The organism is Citrobacter sp. Cpo040 (assembly GCF_030332915.1).
Classification (GTDB): Bacteria; Pseudomonadota; Gammaproteobacteria; order Enterobacterales; family Enterobacteriaceae; genus Citrobacter; species Citrobacter portucalensis.
Window position 1 is genome coordinate 578971 of sequence record NZ_JAOWGX010000037.1, and the last position, 17344, is coordinate 596314.

Sequence of the window (17344 nt, forward strand, 5' to 3'; positions counted from 1 at the left end):
GCCTCCGTCACTGACTGCCTTTACGCAGCTTATTTCTCTGCTGGTATACCTCTGCCGATTCGCGGACAAACCCGGCGTTCACCGTGGCGTGCCAGGTGTGTTCCAGTTCATCGGCAATGGCCTGCAACTCGGCGAACGAAGAACGAAACGGTCGCAGCGCGTTGTAGATCTCCAGAATGCGGGCATCCGGGATCGCAATCAGTTCTGCCGCACGACGAAAATTGCGCGCCACGGCATGACGCTGCATCTGCTCGGCAATCTGCGCCTGGTACTCCAGCGTTTGCTGAGAAATACGCACATCCTGCGGCCCTACGCGGCCCGCCAGCACATTCTCAAGGGTAATGTCGGTTAGCGGCTTGCCGCCAGGCGTCCGGATTTTCTCCGGGCAGCGGGTGGCTAATGGGTAATCCTGCGCGGTCATGGTGTTGTCGTTCATGGTCATTCCCTTACCAGTGCAATATGCAACGTGACAGGCGCAGCATCCTGCACCACGTGTTTGGTTTCTTTGATATGAAACAGCGCGGCCTTGGCCATAAATTTAGGGCGCACCATCTGGTCATTGACCACTGGCACCGGCGAAGGCGACTCTTTGCGTGCATATCGCGCGGCGTTTTTACCAATCTGACGATAGGTTTCCAGCGTCAGCAGCGGAGCCTGAGAAAACAGTTCCAGGTTACTTAGCGGCAGCAGATCGCGCTGATGAATCACCGTGGTTCCTTTCGACTGGATACCAATCCCAATGCCTGAGCCGCTGAGATTTGCCGCATCCCATGCCATAAAAGAAACATCCGAGGTGCGCAGGATCCTCACGACCCGCGCATGTAACCCCTCTTCTTCGATGCCTGCAACCAGCTCTTTCAAAATCGCGTTGTGCGGCATATCAATCAAGGTTTTATGCTGATACTTATCAAAGGCCGGGCCGACGCCAATCACCACCTCATCCACGCGCTCATCCGCGTTAGCCGCCTCGCCTTCGCTCACCTGTAAGGTGAAAACCGGCTTACGTTCAGTTGTGCATTCCACTGTGTACCGCCTTATTCGATCGAGCCGGGCTGAACCACGCCCGCAATATTTTTAATTTCCGCCCAGCGTTCGGCACTGATGCGATAGCCGGTACCTGGTCCCTGATAATCATTGATGTCGTTGACGGCGCTGACGACGTCGAACTGGCGATCCAGAATGGCCGACGTTTGCAGGTAATCACCGGTAACACGCTGTCTCAGCATGTTGAGGATATTGCTGGCGATATCTTCGAAGCCGCTGCAACTCAACGCGCCGACGATATCCAGCCCGGTGATATTGCGCTTCATCATCTCTTCCACGGCAGCCAGATCTTCCACCACATTGCGCGCGGGCATATCTTTGCTGCCGTGAGCATATGTAGCAGCTTCGACTTCTTCATCGCTAATCAGCGGCAGGCCAAGTTCGCGGAACACCGCCTGAATGGCGCGTGCGGCCTTATTGCGAATGGCGATGGTTTCCTCTTCCGTGACCGGACGCAGACCGCCGTCAACCATCAGATCGCGTTGCAGAATGTTGTAATCATCGAAATCTTCAGCGTCGAAGTTCGACCCGGCAAACATGTTGTCGTAGTTGGGTACCGCGCTGTAACCGGAGAAAATAAAGTCGGTACCCGGCAGCATCTGCATCAGGGTACGGGCAGTACGGCGAATATCGGAGTGGGAAAAGGTCTGGTCATTGGCGGAGGCCACTTCAAGGTCGAGCATTGAGGCAATCAGGTTTTCCGCCAGCACCGCGCGGATCCCTGACGGCACAGCGCCGGTCATGCCGATACAGCTGACCGCACCGTTTTGCAGCCCCTGTACGCCCGCGCCTTTAGTGATAAAAATGCAGCGTGACTCCAGATAAAGCATCGATTTACTTTCGGAATAGCCCATCAGCGCCTCCGAGCCGGTGCCGGAGGTGTAGCGCATCTTCAGGCCACGCGACGCATAGGCCGAGGCGAGAAACGCTTTGGACCACGGCGTATCATCGCCGTCGGTAAACACCGACTCTGTACCGTATACCGATACCGTTTCGGCGTAGCTGGTTAACCCGCGCATCCCCAGCTCCAGCTCCGTGGCCTCTTCAACGGAACATTGCGTCAGCACACCGGGGCGACCGCACTGGGAACCCACCAGCAGCGCCAGGGCGTTAAACGGCGCGTAGCGGGCGATCCCGACCGTCGTTTCCTGCTCGGAAAAGCCGCGGATCCCCGCTTCAGCAGCGTCGGCGGCAATCTGTACCGGGTTATCTTTCAGGTTAGTCACGTGGCACTGGTTGGAGGGAGTGCGTCTGGCGCGCATTTTTTGTAGCGCCATCATCATCTCCACCACGTTCATTTGCGCCATCACTTCCACCGCTTTCGCCGGGGTGATGGCGGTGGTAATGGCAATAATCTCTTCCCGACTGACGTGGATATCCACCAGCATTCTGGCGATCTCCAGCGCGTCGAGCTGCATGGCGCGCTCCGCCTCGGCCACGTTAATCGCATAGTCGGCAATGAAACGGTCGATCATGTCGAACTCGGCGCGGCTCTTACCGTCCAGCTCAACAATACGACCATTTTCCACCTTCACCGACGACGTCGGATCGTAAGGGCTTTCCATGGCGATCAGCCCCTCTTCAGGCCATTCGCCAATCAGCCCATCCTGATTTACAGGCCGCTTCGCAAGCACTTCGAATCGTTTTGATCTTCTCATGATTTATGGACTCAAAAGGTAAAAAATAGGGACGCCGGGCCATATTGCCGGGGACACAACACCCGACATTCGCCTTTCATCAGCAATAGGCGAACTCTAAATGAGCAGAACAATAAAAAAATAAAATTAATTTCGTTCCAATTTGGCACCTAATAAAAACGCATCGTTTCATATTGAAACGCAATTCAGGAATATCCATCGTGAATTGTGACGAGGTTAAATGATCATTATCAATAAACGCAAAAGCGGGAAGGTGAATTTAATATCTTTGAAATTTTCGACCTATTGACTTAATAACGTGCGGCGAGAAAATAAGGTAAAGCCAATGATAAAAATAGCTGTTGCGCGATTTGTTTCGTGACCTCAGCCCTACAATATTTTCAGGAGAGACTGTGAATAAGAGCCAACAAATTGCCACCATTACGCTGGCGGCTGCAAAAAAAATGGCGCTGGCCGTTGAGGCTAAAGCGCTTGAGATCAACGTTCCGGTGGTCTTTTCCGTGGTGGATCACGGCGGGAATACGCTGCTAATGCAACGCATGGACGATGCGTTTGTCACCAGCTGTGATATCTCTCTTAATAAAGCGTATACCGCCTGCTGCCTGCGCCAGGGTACCCATGAAATTACCGACGCGGTACAACCTGGCGCTTCGCTATATGGTTTGCAGCTTACTAACCAACAGCGCATTGTTATTTTCGGCGGCGGCTTACCTGTCATATTAAACGGTAAATTAATTGGTGCCGTTGGCGTTAGCGGTGGCACCGTCGAACAAGACAGATTATTAGCAGAAGCCGCACTGAATTGTTTCTCTGAATTATAATTTAAATCTAAGAAGGTATATTATGAGCTATCGTATGTTTGATTACCTGGTGCCAAATGTGAACTTCTTTGGCCCCAATGCTATTTCCGTTGTCGGCGAACGCTGCAAACTGTTAGGCGGTAAAAAAGCGCTGCTGGTTACTGATAAAGGTCTGCGGGCTATTAAAGACGGTGCGGTAGATAAAACCCTCGCCCATTTACGTGAAGCAGGCATTGACGTGGTGGTTTTTGACGGCGTTGAGCCAAATCCCAAAGACACCAACGTGCGCGATGGTCTGGAGGTCTTTCGCAAAGAGCATTGCGATATCATCGTTACCGTTGGCGGCGGTAGCCCGCATGACTGCGGTAAAGGCATCGGTATCGCGGCAACTCACGAAGGCGATCTCTACAGCTATGCTGGGATTGAAACCCTGACCAACCCGCTGCCGCCTATCGTTGCGGTGAATACCACTGCCGGTACCGCCAGCGAAGTCACCCGCCACTGCGTGCTGACCAATACCAAAACCAAAGTGAAGTTTGTGATTGTCAGCTGGCGTAACCTGCCGTCGGTCTCAATTAACGATCCGCTGCTGATGCTCGGCAAACCCGCTCCGCTGACCGCCGCGACTGGTATGGACGCCCTGACCCACGCCGTAGAAGCCTATATTTCCAAAGATGCCAACCCGGTCACCGACGCCGCCGCTATTCAGGCTATTCGCCTGATCGCACGCAACTTGCGTCAGGCCGTAGCGCTGGGCAGCAACCTGAAAGCTCGCGAGAACATGGCCTACGCCTCTCTGTTGGCGGGTATGGCTTTCAACAACGCCAACCTCGGCTACGTTCACGCAATGGCGCATCAGCTTGGCGGTCTGTACGACATGCCACACGGCGTGGCGAATGCCGTTCTGCTCCCGCACGTGGCGCGCTATAACCTGATCGCTAACCCGGAGAAATTTGCCGATATCGCAGAATTTATGGGCGAAAACACTGACGGACTTTCCACCATGGATGCCGCCGAACTGGCCATTCACGCCATTGCCCGTCTCTCCGCTGACATCGGCATTCCGCAGCATTTGCGCGAGCTGGGCGTCAAAGAAGCCGATTTCCCGTATATGGCTGAAATGGCGCTGAAAGACGGCAATGCCTTCTCCAACCCGCGTAAAGGGAACGAGAAAGAGATTGCCGAGATCTTCCGTCAGGCATTCTGATCAATAAGGGGGCGCAATGTCACTTTCATCACCGGGCGTACATCTGTTTTATCACTCACGCTGGCAGGATACGCGCGTGCTTGATGAGCTGTGCTGGGGGCTGGAAGAGCAAGGCGTCCCTTGCCGGGCAATCTGTTGCGACGAGCATGACTGCGCGCTGGCATTGAGCAAACTTGCGGCCAAAAGCTCAACGCTACGTGTCGGTCTGGGTCTTAACGCCACGGGTGATATTGCTTTAACCCACGCCCAGTTGCCCGAAGATCGGGCGCTGATCCGTGGGCATATCCGCGCCGGAGCAGCCCAGCTTCGCGTCCTCGGCGCCAATGCCGGTCAACTGGTCAAAGTACTTCCCTTCAGCGAGATAAAATAAATGTATCGCATCTACACCCGAACCGGCGATAAAGGCACGACCGCGCTGTTTGGCGGCAGCCGTATCGACAAAGATGACATCCGCGTTGAGGCCTATGGCACGGTGGATGAACTGATTTCCCAGCTTGGCGTCTGCTATGCCAGCACGCACCAGGCTGAACTACGCCAGGATCTGCACGCCATGCAGAAGATGCTGTTTGTACTGGGTGCGGAACTCGCCAGCGATGAGAAAGGACTCGCGCGCTTACAACAGAGTATTGGCGATGAGGATATTCAGGCGCTGGAGCAGATTATTGACCGCAATATGGCGCAAAGCGGCCCGCTCAAAGAGTTTGTTATTCCGGGGAAAAATCTCGCATCGGCACAGCTACACGTTGCGCGAACCCTGACGCGTCGGCTGGAGCGGGTCCTCATCGCGATGAGCAGAACGCTGACGTTACGCGATGAATCCAGGCGTTATATCAACCGACTGTCGGATGCGCTGTTCTCGATGGCGAGAATTGAAGAAACTACTCCAGGTGTTTGCGCTTAAACTGGCTGGCATCAATGTCGTATTGCTTCATCTTGCGCCACAGGGTGGTGCGACCAATGTTCAGCAGCTGCGACATCTCCTGCACGCGCCCACTGGTGACGCGAGCGGCATGGATAATCGCCTCTTTTTCGATAGCGGTAAACGTCAGGCTGGCAGGCAGCAGTGAAGACGCCGTCTCCAGACCCGGACGTTCGGCAAACAGATAATCCGGTAGATTGCTCAGCCGAATATGGCCGTTATCACTGCTGATGGCGATGTTTTCGATAATACTGTTCAATTCAAAGTCATTGCCCGGCCACGAATAGGCCACCAGCTGTGCCAGCGCGTCGTCGTCGATCTTCAGACTGGATGAAAAGCGTTTTTTCAGGCTATTCAGCCGCGTATAAATCAGCGAGGGAATACTGTTACGCCGCGCCCGCAGCGGGGGGATCACTATCTCAAAAGAGTGCAGCGCGTAATACAGCTGACGGCTAAAGCGGTTTTGCTCCACCAGATTGGCGAGATCAACCGTGGTGGTGGCGATCACTTTGACATCCACCGGAATCAACCGACGGGCATCCAGGCGGGTTAATACCCCCTGCTTGATCACCTGTAACAGCGCGGATTGCAGCTCCGGCGCCAGATATTCAATTTTTTCCAGAAACAGCGTGCCGCCGTTCGCCAGTTCAAGACGGCTCAGCCGACCGTTTTCATCGTCGGTGGGCGCACTGCCCATAAAATCCTGCCCCAGCACGCTGTTGGCATACAGCTGACAGTTCACGGCGATATACGGCCCGCTGGCGCGCTCGCTTTCGTTGTGAATGGCCTGGCTCAGCAGTTCCTTACCAACGCCCTCTTCTCCGCACAGCAGGATCGGGAAACTCCCCCTCGCTGCCTGGCGACCAAAATGGATCAAGCGGCGGGTTTCCGGATCGTCAGTCGACATCTGCTCAAAGGTGTGGCTCACCTTGCCGAGCTGGCTGGTCATCAGCTGGCGCATTTGCTCCACCGGATGCAGTAGCAGGATAAAGCTGTTGCCCTGCTCCTCAACAATCGGTTTCAGGGTGATGACGGCATCAACAAACTGATGCTGGCTTTCAAAGGTAACTTCGACGTGATTCAGGCCGCGGGCATGTTTGATCGCCCGGCGCAGCAGCATGGGGAGATTGAGCAGATCGTGAATATTTTTTCCCTGGCTGGCCTGCGCATCGAGATGCAAAAGCAGTGCCGCACGCGCATTGAGAAACTGCAATACGCCCTGTTCGTTCCAGGCCATCACACCATCATCCATACTCTCCAGCAGCCCGTACATCTGGTTCAGATGGCGGTTGGATTCAGCCAGCAGGCTGTCGGTCAGCAAAGAGTTGCCGACTTCTCTGGCAATCGCCAGCGTCAGGGATAAATCAGAAACGCACTCATGCTCCACCAGACAACACAGCGAGATGGAGCCGAACAGTCGACCATGGTTATCGAAGACCGGCGTCGAGCAGAACGACCACGGATGCAGCGCCTGTTTAAAATGCTGTTCACCAGAAGTTTTTGTCGGCTGGCCCGGCATCGTCGCCAGCGACAGCGCACAACTGCCAATGATGCTTTCCGCACAGTAGCTGCCGTCGCGAAACCCAAGCTCCGCCAACTGTTCCACCGTCTGTGGATCGCCGCAACGGCTGAGGATACAGGCTGATTCATCCAGAATCAGCAGCGCGCACGGGCGGCCGTCCATAAACTCCCAGGCATCTTCCAGCGCAGCCTGAGCAATCGTCAGCAACGCCGTCTTGCGACGACAAATCGACTCAAAGGTCAGCCCTTGCGCCTGATGCGGCGCCTGCCAGGTTTCCCGCTGCATAAACTTGCTGCAACGATGCCATGACTGGGCAATGACTGAAGAGACTTCCTTCCCGATGCTATGCGTGTGCGCCGTCATATCCCTTTCCGCTGTTTAACCATAGACAACCCCTCCGGCAGAGACTGTCAGAGGGGGAGAAGATGCCGGATAAAAACCTACCGACGACTGATTAACGCGCCAGCCACTGCTGTCCCAGCAGGTCTGCCGTCAAAATAGCGGCATGTACGCTTTCAGGCGTTACCGGGAACGGCATATTGTGGATGGTTTCACCTTCTGCACAGGTCGCTTTTGCCACCGCCATGATCTTGCCGTCAACGTCTTCTTTCACGCCCATTTCCGCTAACGTTACCGGCAGGCCTACTTTCTGACAGAAATTCAGCACGGTTTCGATCTCTTCCATCGGGCTGTTTTGCAGCACCAGTTGCGCCAGCGTACCAAAGGCGACTTTTTCACCGTGGTACAAATGGTGGCACTCTTCCAGAATCGTAAAGCCGTTGTGGATCGCATGCGCCCCTGCCAGACCGCTGCTTTCAAAACCGATGCCGCTGAGGTAAGTGTTAGCTTCGACAATACGCTCCAGCGCATCGGTCACCACGCCGGCCTGCGCGGCAAAGCGTGCCTTCTCGCCTTCCGCCAGCAGGGTATCATAGCACAAGCGCGCCAGGCTCAGCGCCGCCACGGTGGACTGTCCGCCCGCCATGCTGGTCGCTCTGGCGTCATAACAGGCTTTCGCTTCAAACCAGGTCGAGAGCGCATCGCCCATCCCGGCCACCAGCAGACGTACCGGCGCTTTGGCAATGATTGCAGTGTCCATCACTACCATATCCGGGTTTTTCGGGTAGATCAGATACTCTTCAAACTCACCGGCTTCGGTATAGATAACGGACAGCGCGCTGGTTGGCGCATCGGTAGACGCGATAGTCGGGATCACCACCACCGGCAACTTCTGGTAGTAGCCAATCGCTTTGGCGGTATCCAGCGTTTTCCCACCACCAATCCCAACCACGCCGCGGCAACCGTGCTGTTTCAAAATGGCAATCAGGCGATTAATTTCAACATGGCTACATTCACCGTTAAAGCGTTCCGCATGGCAGCTAATGTCATGACTGTGCAGGCCGTTTAGTACCTTCTCTCCCGCCAGCTTCATCACGAAGTCATCCGCAATCACGAAAAAGCTGTCCGCCAGATTTTTAGCGTATTGACCAAACAAGGTGGAAGCGTCAGGACCCTGGAGATATTTGGCTGGAGATTGAATAACTTTTAGCATTCCTTTCATCCTCAAATAAGTACATGTTTTTACATGGTGAGCCCTGGCGTTAACCTGTTTAGCCTGATGCTGACGGCGAAAACGGGAGGTACCGGAGCGATGCAATAACTGTATGGCGAGGCGTGCACAAAAAAATCTTTCGTCTTTTTGTTCTGATATGAAACAGATAAAAACAACATATGTTTCATATTGGAACGCTTAACCATAAAAAATATAAGGTTTGCGATCCCGATCCGTTCATTTACCACCAAATCTCCGGCACAGACGAATCTCACTTTCTCTTTTACCCACTCACTTGCCAAAATACCGGTAAAAAAAAGCTGACAGTGCAGTGTGACCTGCATTCATCGCGAGAGGAAAAAGTCGAGCAAGCTCGCATTGTGGTCGTTCCCCGTTCTTTTCGGTTTCATTTCGGAACAAAAAACAATAACAACGTTCCGTAATGAAACTCATTTTAACGTTGTTTTTTTCCACGCTGACTTCGCCAGAATCTCTCTATCGCCTCCGCACCATGACCATACTTCCGGGGGTTTGTCTTACACTCAACCTCAAGGAGCCGTTATGTCTCAATTCTTTTTTAATCAACGCACCCATCTCGTGAGCGACGTCATCGACGGTACGATTATCGCCAGCCCGTGGAATAACCTGGCGCGTCTGGAAAGCGATCCGGCTATTCGCATCGTGGTCCGACGTGACCTTAACAAAAATAACGTGGCGGTCATTTCCGGCGGCGGTTCAGGGCACGAACCCGCGCACGTTGGGTTTATCGGTAAAGGTATGCTAACGGCCGCGGTCTGTGGCGACGTGTTCGCTTCCCCGAGCGTAGATGCGGTACTGACCGCCATTCAGGCGGTAACCGGTGAGGCGGGATGTTTGTTGATCGTGAAAAATTACACCGGTGACCGTCTTAATTTCGGTCTTGCCGCCGAGAAAGCCCGTCGTCTTGGTTACAACGTTGAAATGCTGATTGTCGGCGATGACATCTCCCTGCCGGATAACAAACACCCGCGCGGCATTGCGGGAACCATCCTGGTGCATAAAATCGCGGGCTATTTTGCCGAACGCGGCTACAACCTCGCCACCGTCCTGCGTGAAGCGCAATACGCGGCCAATAACACCTTCAGTCTGGGTGTTGCGCTTTCCAGCTGTCATTTGCCGCAAGAAACCGACGCCGCCCCACGTCATCATCCGGGCCACGCGGAGCTGGGTATGGGCATTCACGGCGAACCAGGCGCCTCGGTCATCGACACCCAGAACAGTGCGCAGGTGGTGAACCTGATGGTGGATAAACTGCTGGCCGCCCTGCCTGAAACCGGCCGTCTGGCGGTGATGATTAACAATCTTGGCGGCGTTTCTGTTGCCGAAATGGCCATCATTACCCGCGAACTGGCCAGCAGCCCGCTGCATCCGCGTATCGACTGGCTGATTGGCCCGGCCTCGCTGGTCACCGCGCTGGATATGAAAGGCTTTTCACTGACGGCCATCGTGCTGGAAGAGAGCATTGAAAAAGCGCTGCTCACAGAGGTGGAAACCAGTAACTGGCCGACGCCGGTCCCACCGCGTGAAATCAGCTGTGTACCGTCATCTCAGCGTAGCGCACGCGTGGAATTCCAGCCTTCGGCGAACGCCCTGGTGGCCGGGATTGTGGAACTTGTCACCACAACCCTTTCCGATCTGGAGACCCATCTTAATGCGCTTGATGCCAAAGTCGGCGATGGCGATACCGGTTCAACCTTTGCCGCAGGCGCGCGTGAAATTGCCGGTCTGTTGCATCGTCAGCAGTTGCCGCTGGATAACCTTGCCACGCTGTTTGCGCTGATTGGCGAACGTCTGACCGTGGTGATGGGCGGTTCCAGCGGTGTGCTGATGTCTATTTTCTTTACTGCCGCAGGGCAGAAACTGGAACAGGGAGCTAACGTTGCCGAAGCCCTGAATACGGGACTGGCGCAGATGAAGTTTTACGGCGGCGCAGACGAAGGCGATCGCACCATGATTGATGCGCTGCAACCGGCTCTGACTTCGCTGCTCACGCAGCCGCAAAATCTGCAGGCCGCCTTCGACGCCGCGCAAGCGGGAGCCGAACGAACCTGTTTGTCGAGCAAAGCCAATGCGGGTCGCGCATCGTATCTGAGCAGCGAAAGCCTGCTCGGAAATATGGACCCCGGCGCGCATGCCGTCGCAATGGTATTTAAAGCGCTGGCTGAGAGTGAATTGAGCTAAGCCATAAATGCCTGATGCGCTTCGCTTATCAGGCCTACGAGTACAAACCTATGTAGGCCAGATAAGGCGCTTGCGCCGCCATCCGGCAAAGATACGCCTGATGCGCTTCGCTTATCAGGCCTGCGAGTACAAACCTTTGTAGGCCGGATAAGGCGCTTGCGCCGCCATCCGGCGAAGATACGCCTGATGCGCTTCGCTTATCAGGCCTACGAGTGCAAACTTTTGTAGGCCGGATAAGGCGCTTGCGTCGCCATCCAGCAAAGATACGCCTGATGCGCTTCGCTTATCAGGCCTACAAGTGCAAACCTATGTAGGCCGGATAAGGCGTTTACGCCGCCATCCGGCGAAGATATGCCTGATGCGCTTCGCTTATCAGGCCTACGAGTACAAACCTTTGTAGGCCGGAGAAGACGTTTACGCCGCCATCCGGCGAAGATATGCCTGATGCGCTACGCTTATCAGGCCGATGAGTGCAAACTTTTGTAGGCCGGATAAGGCGTTTACGCCGCCATCCGGCAAAGATACGCCTGATGCGCTTCGCTTATCAGGCCTACGAGTGCAAACCTATGTAGGCCGGATAAGGCGTTTACGCCGCCATCCGGCGAAGATATGCCTGATGCGCTGCGCTTATCAGGCCGACGAGTGCAAACTTTTGTAGGCCGGATAAGGCGCTTGCGCCGCCATCCGGCAAAGATACGCCTGATGCGCTTCGCTTATCAGGCCTACGAGTACAAACCTTTGTAGGCCGGAGAAGACGTTTACGCCGCCATCCGGCGAAGATATGCCTGATGCGCTACGCTTATCAGGCCGATGAGTGCAAACTTTTGTAGGCCGGATAAGGCGTTTACGCCGCCATCCGGCGAAGATACGCCTGATGCGCTTCGCTTATCAGGCCTACGAGTACAAACCTTTGTAGGCCGGATAAGGCGCTTGCGCCGCCATCCGGCAGAACGTTAACGATAAACGCGGATGCCGCCCTCTACACCGCGGCTAAACAGCACCTGCCAAAGCTCAATATCTCTGGCGCGGAAAGCCCCGGCGCAGGCACATAAATAATAATTAAACATTCTTCTGAAGGTGGCGGAGTAACGTGAAGACAGCTCCGGCCAGGCCAGATTAAAGCGCTCATGCCAGGCCATCAGCGTTTTATCGTAATCGCTGCCAAAGTTATGCCAGTCCTCCATCACAAACCGTGATTCGCTGGCCTCGGCAATATGGGAAATTGCCGGCAAGCAACCGTTCGGGAAAATGTATTTATTGATCCACGGATCGACGCTCATCCCTTTTTTATTGCTGCCAATGGTATGCAGCAGGAACAGTCCGTCCGGTTTTAAACAACGGTCAGCGATGCTGAAATAGGTGTCGTAGTTTTTCGGCCCGACGTGTTCAAACATCCCCACGGACACAATGCGATCGTAGTGTTTATCAAGATCGCGATAATCCTGCAGCAGAATGTTCACGTCCAGCCCTTCACAGCGCTGCTGCGCCATTTTCTGCTGCTCTTTGGAAATGGTAACGCCTTCTACCGCCACGCCATAATGACGCGCCGCATATTCTGCCAACCCGCCCCATCCACAACCGATATCGAGTAAACGCATACCCGGCTTAAGCTGCAGCTTCTCGCAGATCATTTTTAATTTGGCATTTTGCGCTTCGTCTAATGTGGTCGCGTCTTTCCAGTAACCGCAGGAATATTGCATATGCGGATCAAGCATCAGCGCAAAGAGATCGTTACCAATATCATAATGTTCTTTACCGACGATCCATGCACGGCTACGTGACTGCAAATTAAACAGGCGTGCGCTGGCAATGCGTAAAATATCTTTCAGATTACCTGGCATCTGCTGGTCGAGTTTTGCTTTCAGGATTTTGCAGAACAGAATATCGAGCCGTTCGCAGTCCCACCAGCCTTCCATATAGCTTTCGCCAAGCCCTAACGAGCCTTGTTGCAATACCCGTTTAAAGAAACCGGTATGATGAAGTTGAATGTCCCAGGCGCGCGAGCCATTAATTCTGATATCCGCTTGCGAAAGCAGCTCTTTTCCCATTCGGGTCCAGTTATCATTTGTTTCATTGACGATGACAGCATCTGAACAAAGCGAGTTCATGGTATTTACCAAAAGTGGACTAAAAATTATTACGCAAGATTATTATGGAAAAAAGAGTGTATGTATTATGATCCGCGGACAAGATCTATCGAACAGCGGACACACCATCGGGAGCATTGACGATTCATTTATGGAAACTCTCGCGCAAAAACAGTGGAACTCCTTCCCGGATAACTCCATGACCGAACTGCCGCAGGACGTATTCTTTCGCTCTTATGTCCTGGAAGCCAACCACCATGTACCGCAGCATTCACACTCTTTTATGCAGTTTCATTTCGCCCGCAAAGGCAGCATGCGCATTGATGTTGCCGGTAAGTGCTGGATAATCCCGGCGCATTATGGCATCTGGATCCCAAATAATACGGAGCATGCGGTTTGGGCATTAGATGATGTATATTTAGAAAATCTGGATATTAAACCGGGTTTTCTTGAAGAGAGCATCAATGAATGCAAAGTAGTGGCTATCAGTGATTTCGCCAGAGAGTTTATTCATTACGCCACGAATTCAATTTCAGGCCATTATGATAGTCAGTCAAAAGAGGGCAAGCTGGTTAGTGTGCTGGTCGATATTATTCTGCAACTCCCGGAAGTCGCTTTTGTATTACCCTGGCCGCAGGATCGCGAATTAACCAAAGTCTGCCGAACAATACAAGAATCCCCCGCACTGGAGCATTCGGTTGAATACTGGGCGCAGCATTTGGGTATGTCTGCCCGTACCTTTTCACGTCATTTCAAAAAAGAAACCGGATTGCCCTTCAGCGTCTGGAAGCAAAAAATGCGAATACTTGAATCGGTATTAATGCTGAAGAAAAATAAAAGCGTAACCGCCGTGGCACTCGACGTTGGGTATTCAAGTACCGCGGCATTTAGCTACGCATTCCGCCAGGCGTTTGGCGTTCCGCCCTCTAATTACTGATTAACGGCGTTGATGCCAGTAAGCCGCTGCACGAACCCGTTGCTGATCAAACGCCTCGGTTTCAAAACGAGCACTCAGGTTTTTGACCACCTTTCCTTCGCCAGTGATCCAGATGAAATAATCGTCTGTGGGCATGCTTAGCCGCGATAAGTGTTCATTCACCGCCTGCTCGTTATGGCCGATAAACCACTGAAGAGTAAATCCGTCGAGATGGGCAAAATAGTCCTGGTAGGCTGCATCCTGCACGCTAACCAGCGCCGTGACGTTCGGACGTACCACCAAACGGCTGAGCGACTCCAGGCGTCGGCGCAACGCGGGCATTCCCGACTCATCACACACGTAAACCTGATACGCATAATCCTCTGGCACCACCAAAGAACCGCGCGGCCCGCCGATCGTCAGCTTGTCACCCTCACGGGCATTCATCGCCCACGTACTTGCCACGCCGCCGTCATGAATATAGAAATCCAGTGCCAGCTCATGGCGCGCTTCGTCATACAACGGCGTGTAGTCACGGGAGAGCGGACGTACACCGTCCGCCCAGACAATGCCTTCATCGGTGACGACAGGGGGTACAAAGTTGCTGCCCGGTTCAGGGAAAAAGACCTTGGTATGGTCGTCAAAGCCGCGTGAGCTAAAACCGTCCAGCGCGTCACCGCCCAGTACAATACGCTGAAAGCCCGCGCTAATACGCTCTACGCGCAGGACAGTAAGTTCTCGAAAACGCAGTTCATTGCGAACGCGCTGTGGGTAGCGTGAGATGTTTTTTGTCATTTTTTCGCCTTGTGAAGATAATACGATATATCTAAATTGATTTTTTAAATGATAATGATTGCTAATCAAAAATATTGCAAGCACTTTTTGATATAGTTAAATTATGATTACCCGGCTATCACACCCATATAAAAACAGTTAATAATCATCACGTTATACAGAATATAATTTGTAGACTTGCAAACTTATAATTTTTAGATATAAATTAGATATATCTAAATAACATCAGGAGACGATGATGCAAAACCATCATGAAGGTTGCTGTAAGCACACAGAGCACCAACACGAAGGCTGCTGCAAGGGTGAAGGACATCACCATGAAGGCCGCCACAACGAGCACCATGCAGGTTGCTGCAAAGGTGAAGAACATCGCCATGAAGGTTGTAACAAAGAACATCACCACGAGCAGGGTTGCGGACATCGCCACGGTCGTGGTGGCGGCGGTGGTCGTCGTCAGCGGTTCTTTGGCCACGGCGAATTACGCCTGGTGATTCTGGATATCTTGACCCGCGACGCCAGCCACGGCTACGAACTGATTAAAGCGATTGAAACCCTGACTCAGGGTAACTACACCCCAAGCCCGGGCGTTATCTATCCAACGCTGGATTTCTTGCAGGATCAGGCACTGATCACCGTCAGCGACGAGGAAGGTGGGCGTAAACAGATTGCGATCACGACCCAGGGCCAGCAGTGGCTGGATGAGAACCGTGAACATCTGGAACATATCCACGAACGTATTAAAGCCCGCTGCGTGGGTTTTGAATTACGCAAAAATCCACAGATGAAACGCGCGCTGGAAAACTTCAAAGCCGTGCTGGATCTACGGGTCAATCAAGGTGATACCAGCGATGCGCAGATCAAAAAAATCATCGGTATTATCGATCGCGCTGCGCTGGATATTACTCAGCTGGATTAATCTGCACAGCAGGCGGAACCCGCATGCCCGACGTTCCGCCTGTATTTTTAGTATTAATGCAGCACCGTAACCGCATCTTCCAGACGACCCGCGCGATGCTTCACCATCGCGGAAATCTGCGCACTCTCTTCAACCAGTTCGGCGTTTTTCTGTGTAATGTTGCTCAGCTCATTCACCGCGCGGGTCAGACTGGAAAGACCGTCTGATTGTTCCAGCGTGGAGTGGCTGATTTGGGCGATCAGTTGAGTGACGTTTTGCACCTGCGCCACAATATCGTCCATCGTGCGTCCTGCGGCGTGAACCTGGTCAGATCCGGACTGCACCTTGTCAGCGCTGGCATCAATCAGCTTGCGAATATCATTGGCTGCACTGGCGCTACGGCTAGCAAGATGACGTACTTCTCCCGCCACCACGGCGAACCCTTTCCCCTGCTCGCCCGCCCGCGCGGCTTCAACAGCAGCATTCAAAGCCAGAATGTTGGTCTGGAAGGCAATATCGTTAATCAGCGTCGTAATGGTGCCGATCCGCTGGGTGCTGTTGGCGATATCGTCCATGGTTTTGATGACGGTATCCATCGCCTCACCGCCGTGCGTTGCCGCGCTGCTGGCGGCAATAGAGAGCTTATCGGCCGCGGCGGCGGTCTCTGAGTTTTGTTTCACCGATGCCGCCATCTGATTCATGGTGGTCACCGTTTCCTGCACGTTCTCGACAGTCTGCTGCGTATGCTTGTTTAAATCGTCGCTGCCTTTCGCCAGCGTTTCGCTGTCGCTGCGCACGCAACTCACCTGGCTGGAGACGTCATGAATGAGCCAGCGACACATTAACCCAAGCTGGCCCACTGCTCGTAGCATCAGGCCCAGTTCATCACTACGGTTAAGATGCGACACGCTGTTCCGCTCACCGGTCGCCACTTTCAGCGCCTGACGGGTGACATTCTCAATAGGACGCACAATTTGCCATTCGAAAATAGCCGTTCCCAGCACCATCACCAACGCGCTCATCAGCAGTAACGGCCATTCGGCGCCCATTTGCTGCAATGCGACCGCTAGCAGGACAAACATGAATGCCATCACGCTGCGCACCCGCCAGCGAATCGGCATCGCCGGCAGTTTACCCAGCCAGCCTTTGCGTACCACCAGCCCTTTATGAATACGCCGGTTGCAACGTCCTTCGTTCAGCGCTTTATATAAAGGCTCTACCGCCGCAATTTCCTCGTCAGTTGCCCGGGTACGAATCGACATATACCCGGTCACGCGTCCTTCCCGCACCATCGGCACCGCATTGGCCCTCACCCAGTAGTGATCGCCATTCTTACGCCGGTTTTTCACAATCCCGCTCCATGGCTCGCCCTGCTTCAGGGTGTACCACATATCCGCAAACGCCGCTTTTGGCATGTCCGGATGACGAACCTGATTGTGCGGCTTATCGAGCAATTCATTCAGCTGATAGCCACTGACCTGGACAAATGTATCGTTCGCATGGGTGATATAGCTTTGTAAATCGGTGGTAGACATGAGGGTGATATCATCATCCAGCGGTGTATTTTGCTGACTAACGTAGGGATGAGAAGACATGATTGCGTCCTGTGCAGGTTATCTGGTTGTTAACTCTTTCGGCTTATGTTATTTCGGCGATAATTTTTTTATCTTTAGTTGTTAAATTTGATTTAGATCGCAATTTGCGATTAAACCTCAAAATTTGTACGCAT

The 17344-nt window shown here is 53.4% G+C and carries 15 protein-coding genes; 7 read left to right on the plus strand and 8 right to left on the minus strand.

Features of this window, described 5'->3' with window-relative positions; translation table 11 throughout:
• Window positions 1-7: 7 nt before the first annotated feature.
• From OGX86_RS21255 to OGX86_RS21265, 3 genes are read right to left on the minus strand one after another with little or no spacing between them, the layout of a single operon-like run.
• Window positions 8-436, minus strand: coding sequence for a diol dehydratase small subunit (locus tag OGX86_RS21255; protein ID WP_061548425.1), 429 nt, complete (start codon window positions 434-436; stop codon window positions 8-10).
• A gap of 2 nt (window positions 437-438) precedes the next feature.
• Window positions 439-1023, minus strand: a complete 585-nt coding sequence (locus tag OGX86_RS21260; RefSeq protein WP_008785852.1) for a propanediol/glycerol family dehydratase medium subunit — start codon at window positions 1021-1023, stop codon at window positions 439-441.
• 11 nt (window positions 1024-1034) lie between these two features.
• On the minus strand, window positions 1035-2702 hold the full coding sequence (locus OGX86_RS21265) for a propanediol/glycerol family dehydratase large subunit (RefSeq protein ID WP_048215504.1): 1668 nt from the start codon (window positions 2700-2702) through the stop codon (window positions 1035-1037).
• A gap of 392 nt (window positions 2703-3094) precedes the next feature.
• Between OGX86_RS21265 and OGX86_RS21270 the strand changes: the two genes are divergently transcribed.
• The 4 genes from OGX86_RS21270 to OGX86_RS21285 are packed head-to-tail and all read left to right on the plus strand — an operon-like array spanning window position 3095 to window position 5610.
• Window positions 3095-3523, plus strand: coding sequence for a GlcG/HbpS family heme-binding protein (locus OGX86_RS21270; protein ID WP_168978905.1), 429 nt, complete (start codon window positions 3095-3097; stop codon window positions 3521-3523).
• Between the two features lie 22 nt (window positions 3524-3545).
• Window positions 3546-4709 (plus strand): 1,3-propanediol dehydrogenase, encoded by a 1164-nt coding sequence (gene dhaT, locus OGX86_RS21275; RefSeq protein WP_057067395.1) that lies wholly within the window; start codon window positions 3546-3548, stop codon window positions 4707-4709.
• A 16-nt stretch (window positions 4710-4725) separates the two neighbouring features.
• Window positions 4726-5079, plus strand: a complete 354-nt coding sequence (locus OGX86_RS21280) for a glycerol dehydratase reactivase beta/small subunit family protein (protein ID WP_048225637.1) — start codon at window positions 4726-4728, stop codon at window positions 5077-5079.
• On the plus strand, window positions 5080-5610 hold the full coding sequence (locus OGX86_RS21285) for a cob(I)yrinic acid a,c-diamide adenosyltransferase (RefSeq protein WP_286640638.1): 531 nt from the start codon (window positions 5080-5082) through the stop codon (window positions 5608-5610).
• Here OGX86_RS21285 and dhaR read toward each other — a convergent pair.
• Both dhaR and OGX86_RS21295 read right to left on the minus strand, forming a co-directional pair.
• Window positions 5588-7513: a dihydroxyacetone kinase operon transcriptional regulator DhaR gene (dhaR, locus tag OGX86_RS21290; protein ID WP_286640640.1), complete on the minus strand. Its 1926-nt coding sequence runs from the start codon at window positions 7511-7513 to the stop codon at window positions 5588-5590. The genes OGX86_RS21285 and dhaR overlap by 23 nt on opposite strands.
• A 91-nt stretch (window positions 7514-7604) precedes the next feature.
• The gene (locus tag OGX86_RS21295) at window positions 7605-8702 is read right to left on the minus strand and encodes a glycerol dehydrogenase (protein ID WP_003024745.1); all 1098 of its coding nucleotides are present in this window, start codon (window positions 8700-8702) and stop codon (window positions 7605-7607) included.
• A 561-nt stretch (window positions 8703-9263) separates the two neighbouring features.
• On the opposite strand from OGX86_RS21295, the gene OGX86_RS21300 reads away from it, so the two are divergent.
• Window positions 9264-10922 (plus strand): glycerone kinase, encoded by a 1659-nt coding sequence (locus OGX86_RS21300; RefSeq protein ID WP_048215500.1) that lies wholly within the window; start codon window positions 9264-9266, stop codon window positions 10920-10922.
• 953 nt (window positions 10923-11875) lie between these two features.
• Here OGX86_RS21300 and cfa read toward each other — a convergent pair.
• A complete protein-coding gene (cfa, locus tag OGX86_RS21305) occupies window positions 11876-13030 on the minus strand; it encodes a cyclopropane fatty acyl phospholipid synthase (protein WP_286640642.1) in 1155 nt (384 codons plus the stop codon).
• A 67-nt stretch (window positions 13031-13097) separates the two neighbouring features.
• On the opposite strand from cfa, the gene OGX86_RS21310 reads away from it, so the two are divergent.
• Window positions 13098-13946: a helix-turn-helix domain-containing protein gene (locus OGX86_RS21310; RefSeq protein WP_020996343.1), complete on the plus strand. Its 849-nt coding sequence runs from the start codon at window positions 13098-13100 to the stop codon at window positions 13944-13946.
• On the opposite strand, the gene OGX86_RS21315 is transcribed toward OGX86_RS21310, so the two are convergent.
• Window positions 13947-14720 carry a siderophore-interacting protein gene (locus OGX86_RS21315; RefSeq protein ID WP_048225649.1) on the minus strand — a complete coding sequence of 258 codons (774 nt, stop codon included), beginning with the start codon at window positions 14718-14720 and terminating at the stop codon, window positions 13947-13949. It lies immediately after the preceding gene.
• A 235-nt stretch (window positions 14721-14955) separates the two neighbouring features.
• Here OGX86_RS21315 and OGX86_RS21320 point away from each other — a divergent pair, with 235 nt between their 5' ends.
• Window positions 14956-15636: a PadR family transcriptional regulator gene (locus OGX86_RS21320; RefSeq protein WP_284106160.1), complete on the plus strand. Its 681-nt coding sequence runs from the start codon at window positions 14956-14958 to the stop codon at window positions 15634-15636.
• A 53-nt stretch (window positions 15637-15689) separates the two neighbouring features.
• Here OGX86_RS21320 and OGX86_RS21325 read toward each other — a convergent pair whose 3' ends face one another.
• Window positions 15690-17210, minus strand: coding sequence for a methyl-accepting chemotaxis protein (locus OGX86_RS21325; RefSeq protein ID WP_103014964.1), 1521 nt, complete (start codon window positions 17208-17210; stop codon window positions 15690-15692).
• Between the last annotated feature and the right edge of the window lie 134 nt (window positions 17211-17344).

What these genes read in the sequence shown, in the direction of transcription:
- cfa (WP_286640642.1), bottom strand. Translation starts at nt 13,030, where the DNA reads ATGAACTCGCTTTGTTCAGATGCTGTCATCGTCAATGAAACAAATGAT.
- OGX86_RS21255 (WP_061548425.1), bottom strand. Translation starts at nt 436, where the DNA reads ATGAACGACAACACCATGACCGCGCAGGATTACCCATTAGCCACCCGC.
- OGX86_RS21280 (WP_048225637.1), top strand. Translation starts at nt 4,726, where the DNA reads ATGTCACTTTCATCACCGGGCGTACATCTGTTTTATCACTCACGCTGG.
- OGX86_RS21300 (WP_048215500.1), top strand. Translation starts at nt 9,264, where the DNA reads ATGTCTCAATTCTTTTTTAATCAACGCACCCATCTCGTGAGCGACGTC.
- OGX86_RS21295 (WP_003024745.1), bottom strand. Translation starts at nt 8,702, where the DNA reads ATGCTAAAAGTTATTCAATCTCCAGCCAAATATCTCCAGGGTCCTGAC.
- OGX86_RS21325 (WP_103014964.1), bottom strand. Translation starts at nt 17,210, where the DNA reads ATGTCTTCTCATCCCTACGTTAGTCAGCAAAATACACCGCTGGATGAT.
- OGX86_RS21285 (WP_286640638.1), top strand. Translation starts at nt 5,080, where the DNA reads ATGTATCGCATCTACACCCGAACCGGCGATAAAGGCACGACCGCGCTG.
- dhaT (WP_057067395.1), top strand. Translation starts at nt 3,546, where the DNA reads ATGAGCTATCGTATGTTTGATTACCTGGTGCCAAATGTGAACTTCTTT.
- OGX86_RS21320 (WP_284106160.1), top strand. Translation starts at nt 14,956, where the DNA reads ATGATGCAAAACCATCATGAAGGTTGCTGTAAGCACACAGAGCACCAA.
- OGX86_RS21310 (WP_020996343.1), top strand. Translation starts at nt 13,098, where the DNA reads ATGATCCGCGGACAAGATCTATCGAACAGCGGACACACCATCGGGAGC.
- OGX86_RS21315 (WP_048225649.1), bottom strand. Translation starts at nt 14,720, where the DNA reads ATGACAAAAAACATCTCACGCTACCCACAGCGCGTTCGCAATGAACTG.
- OGX86_RS21265 (WP_048215504.1), bottom strand. Translation starts at nt 2,702, where the DNA reads ATGAGAAGATCAAAACGATTCGAAGTGCTTGCGAAGCGGCCTGTAAAT.
- dhaR (WP_286640640.1), bottom strand. Translation starts at nt 7,513, where the DNA reads ATGACGGCGCACACGCATAGCATCGGGAAGGAAGTCTCTTCAGTCATT.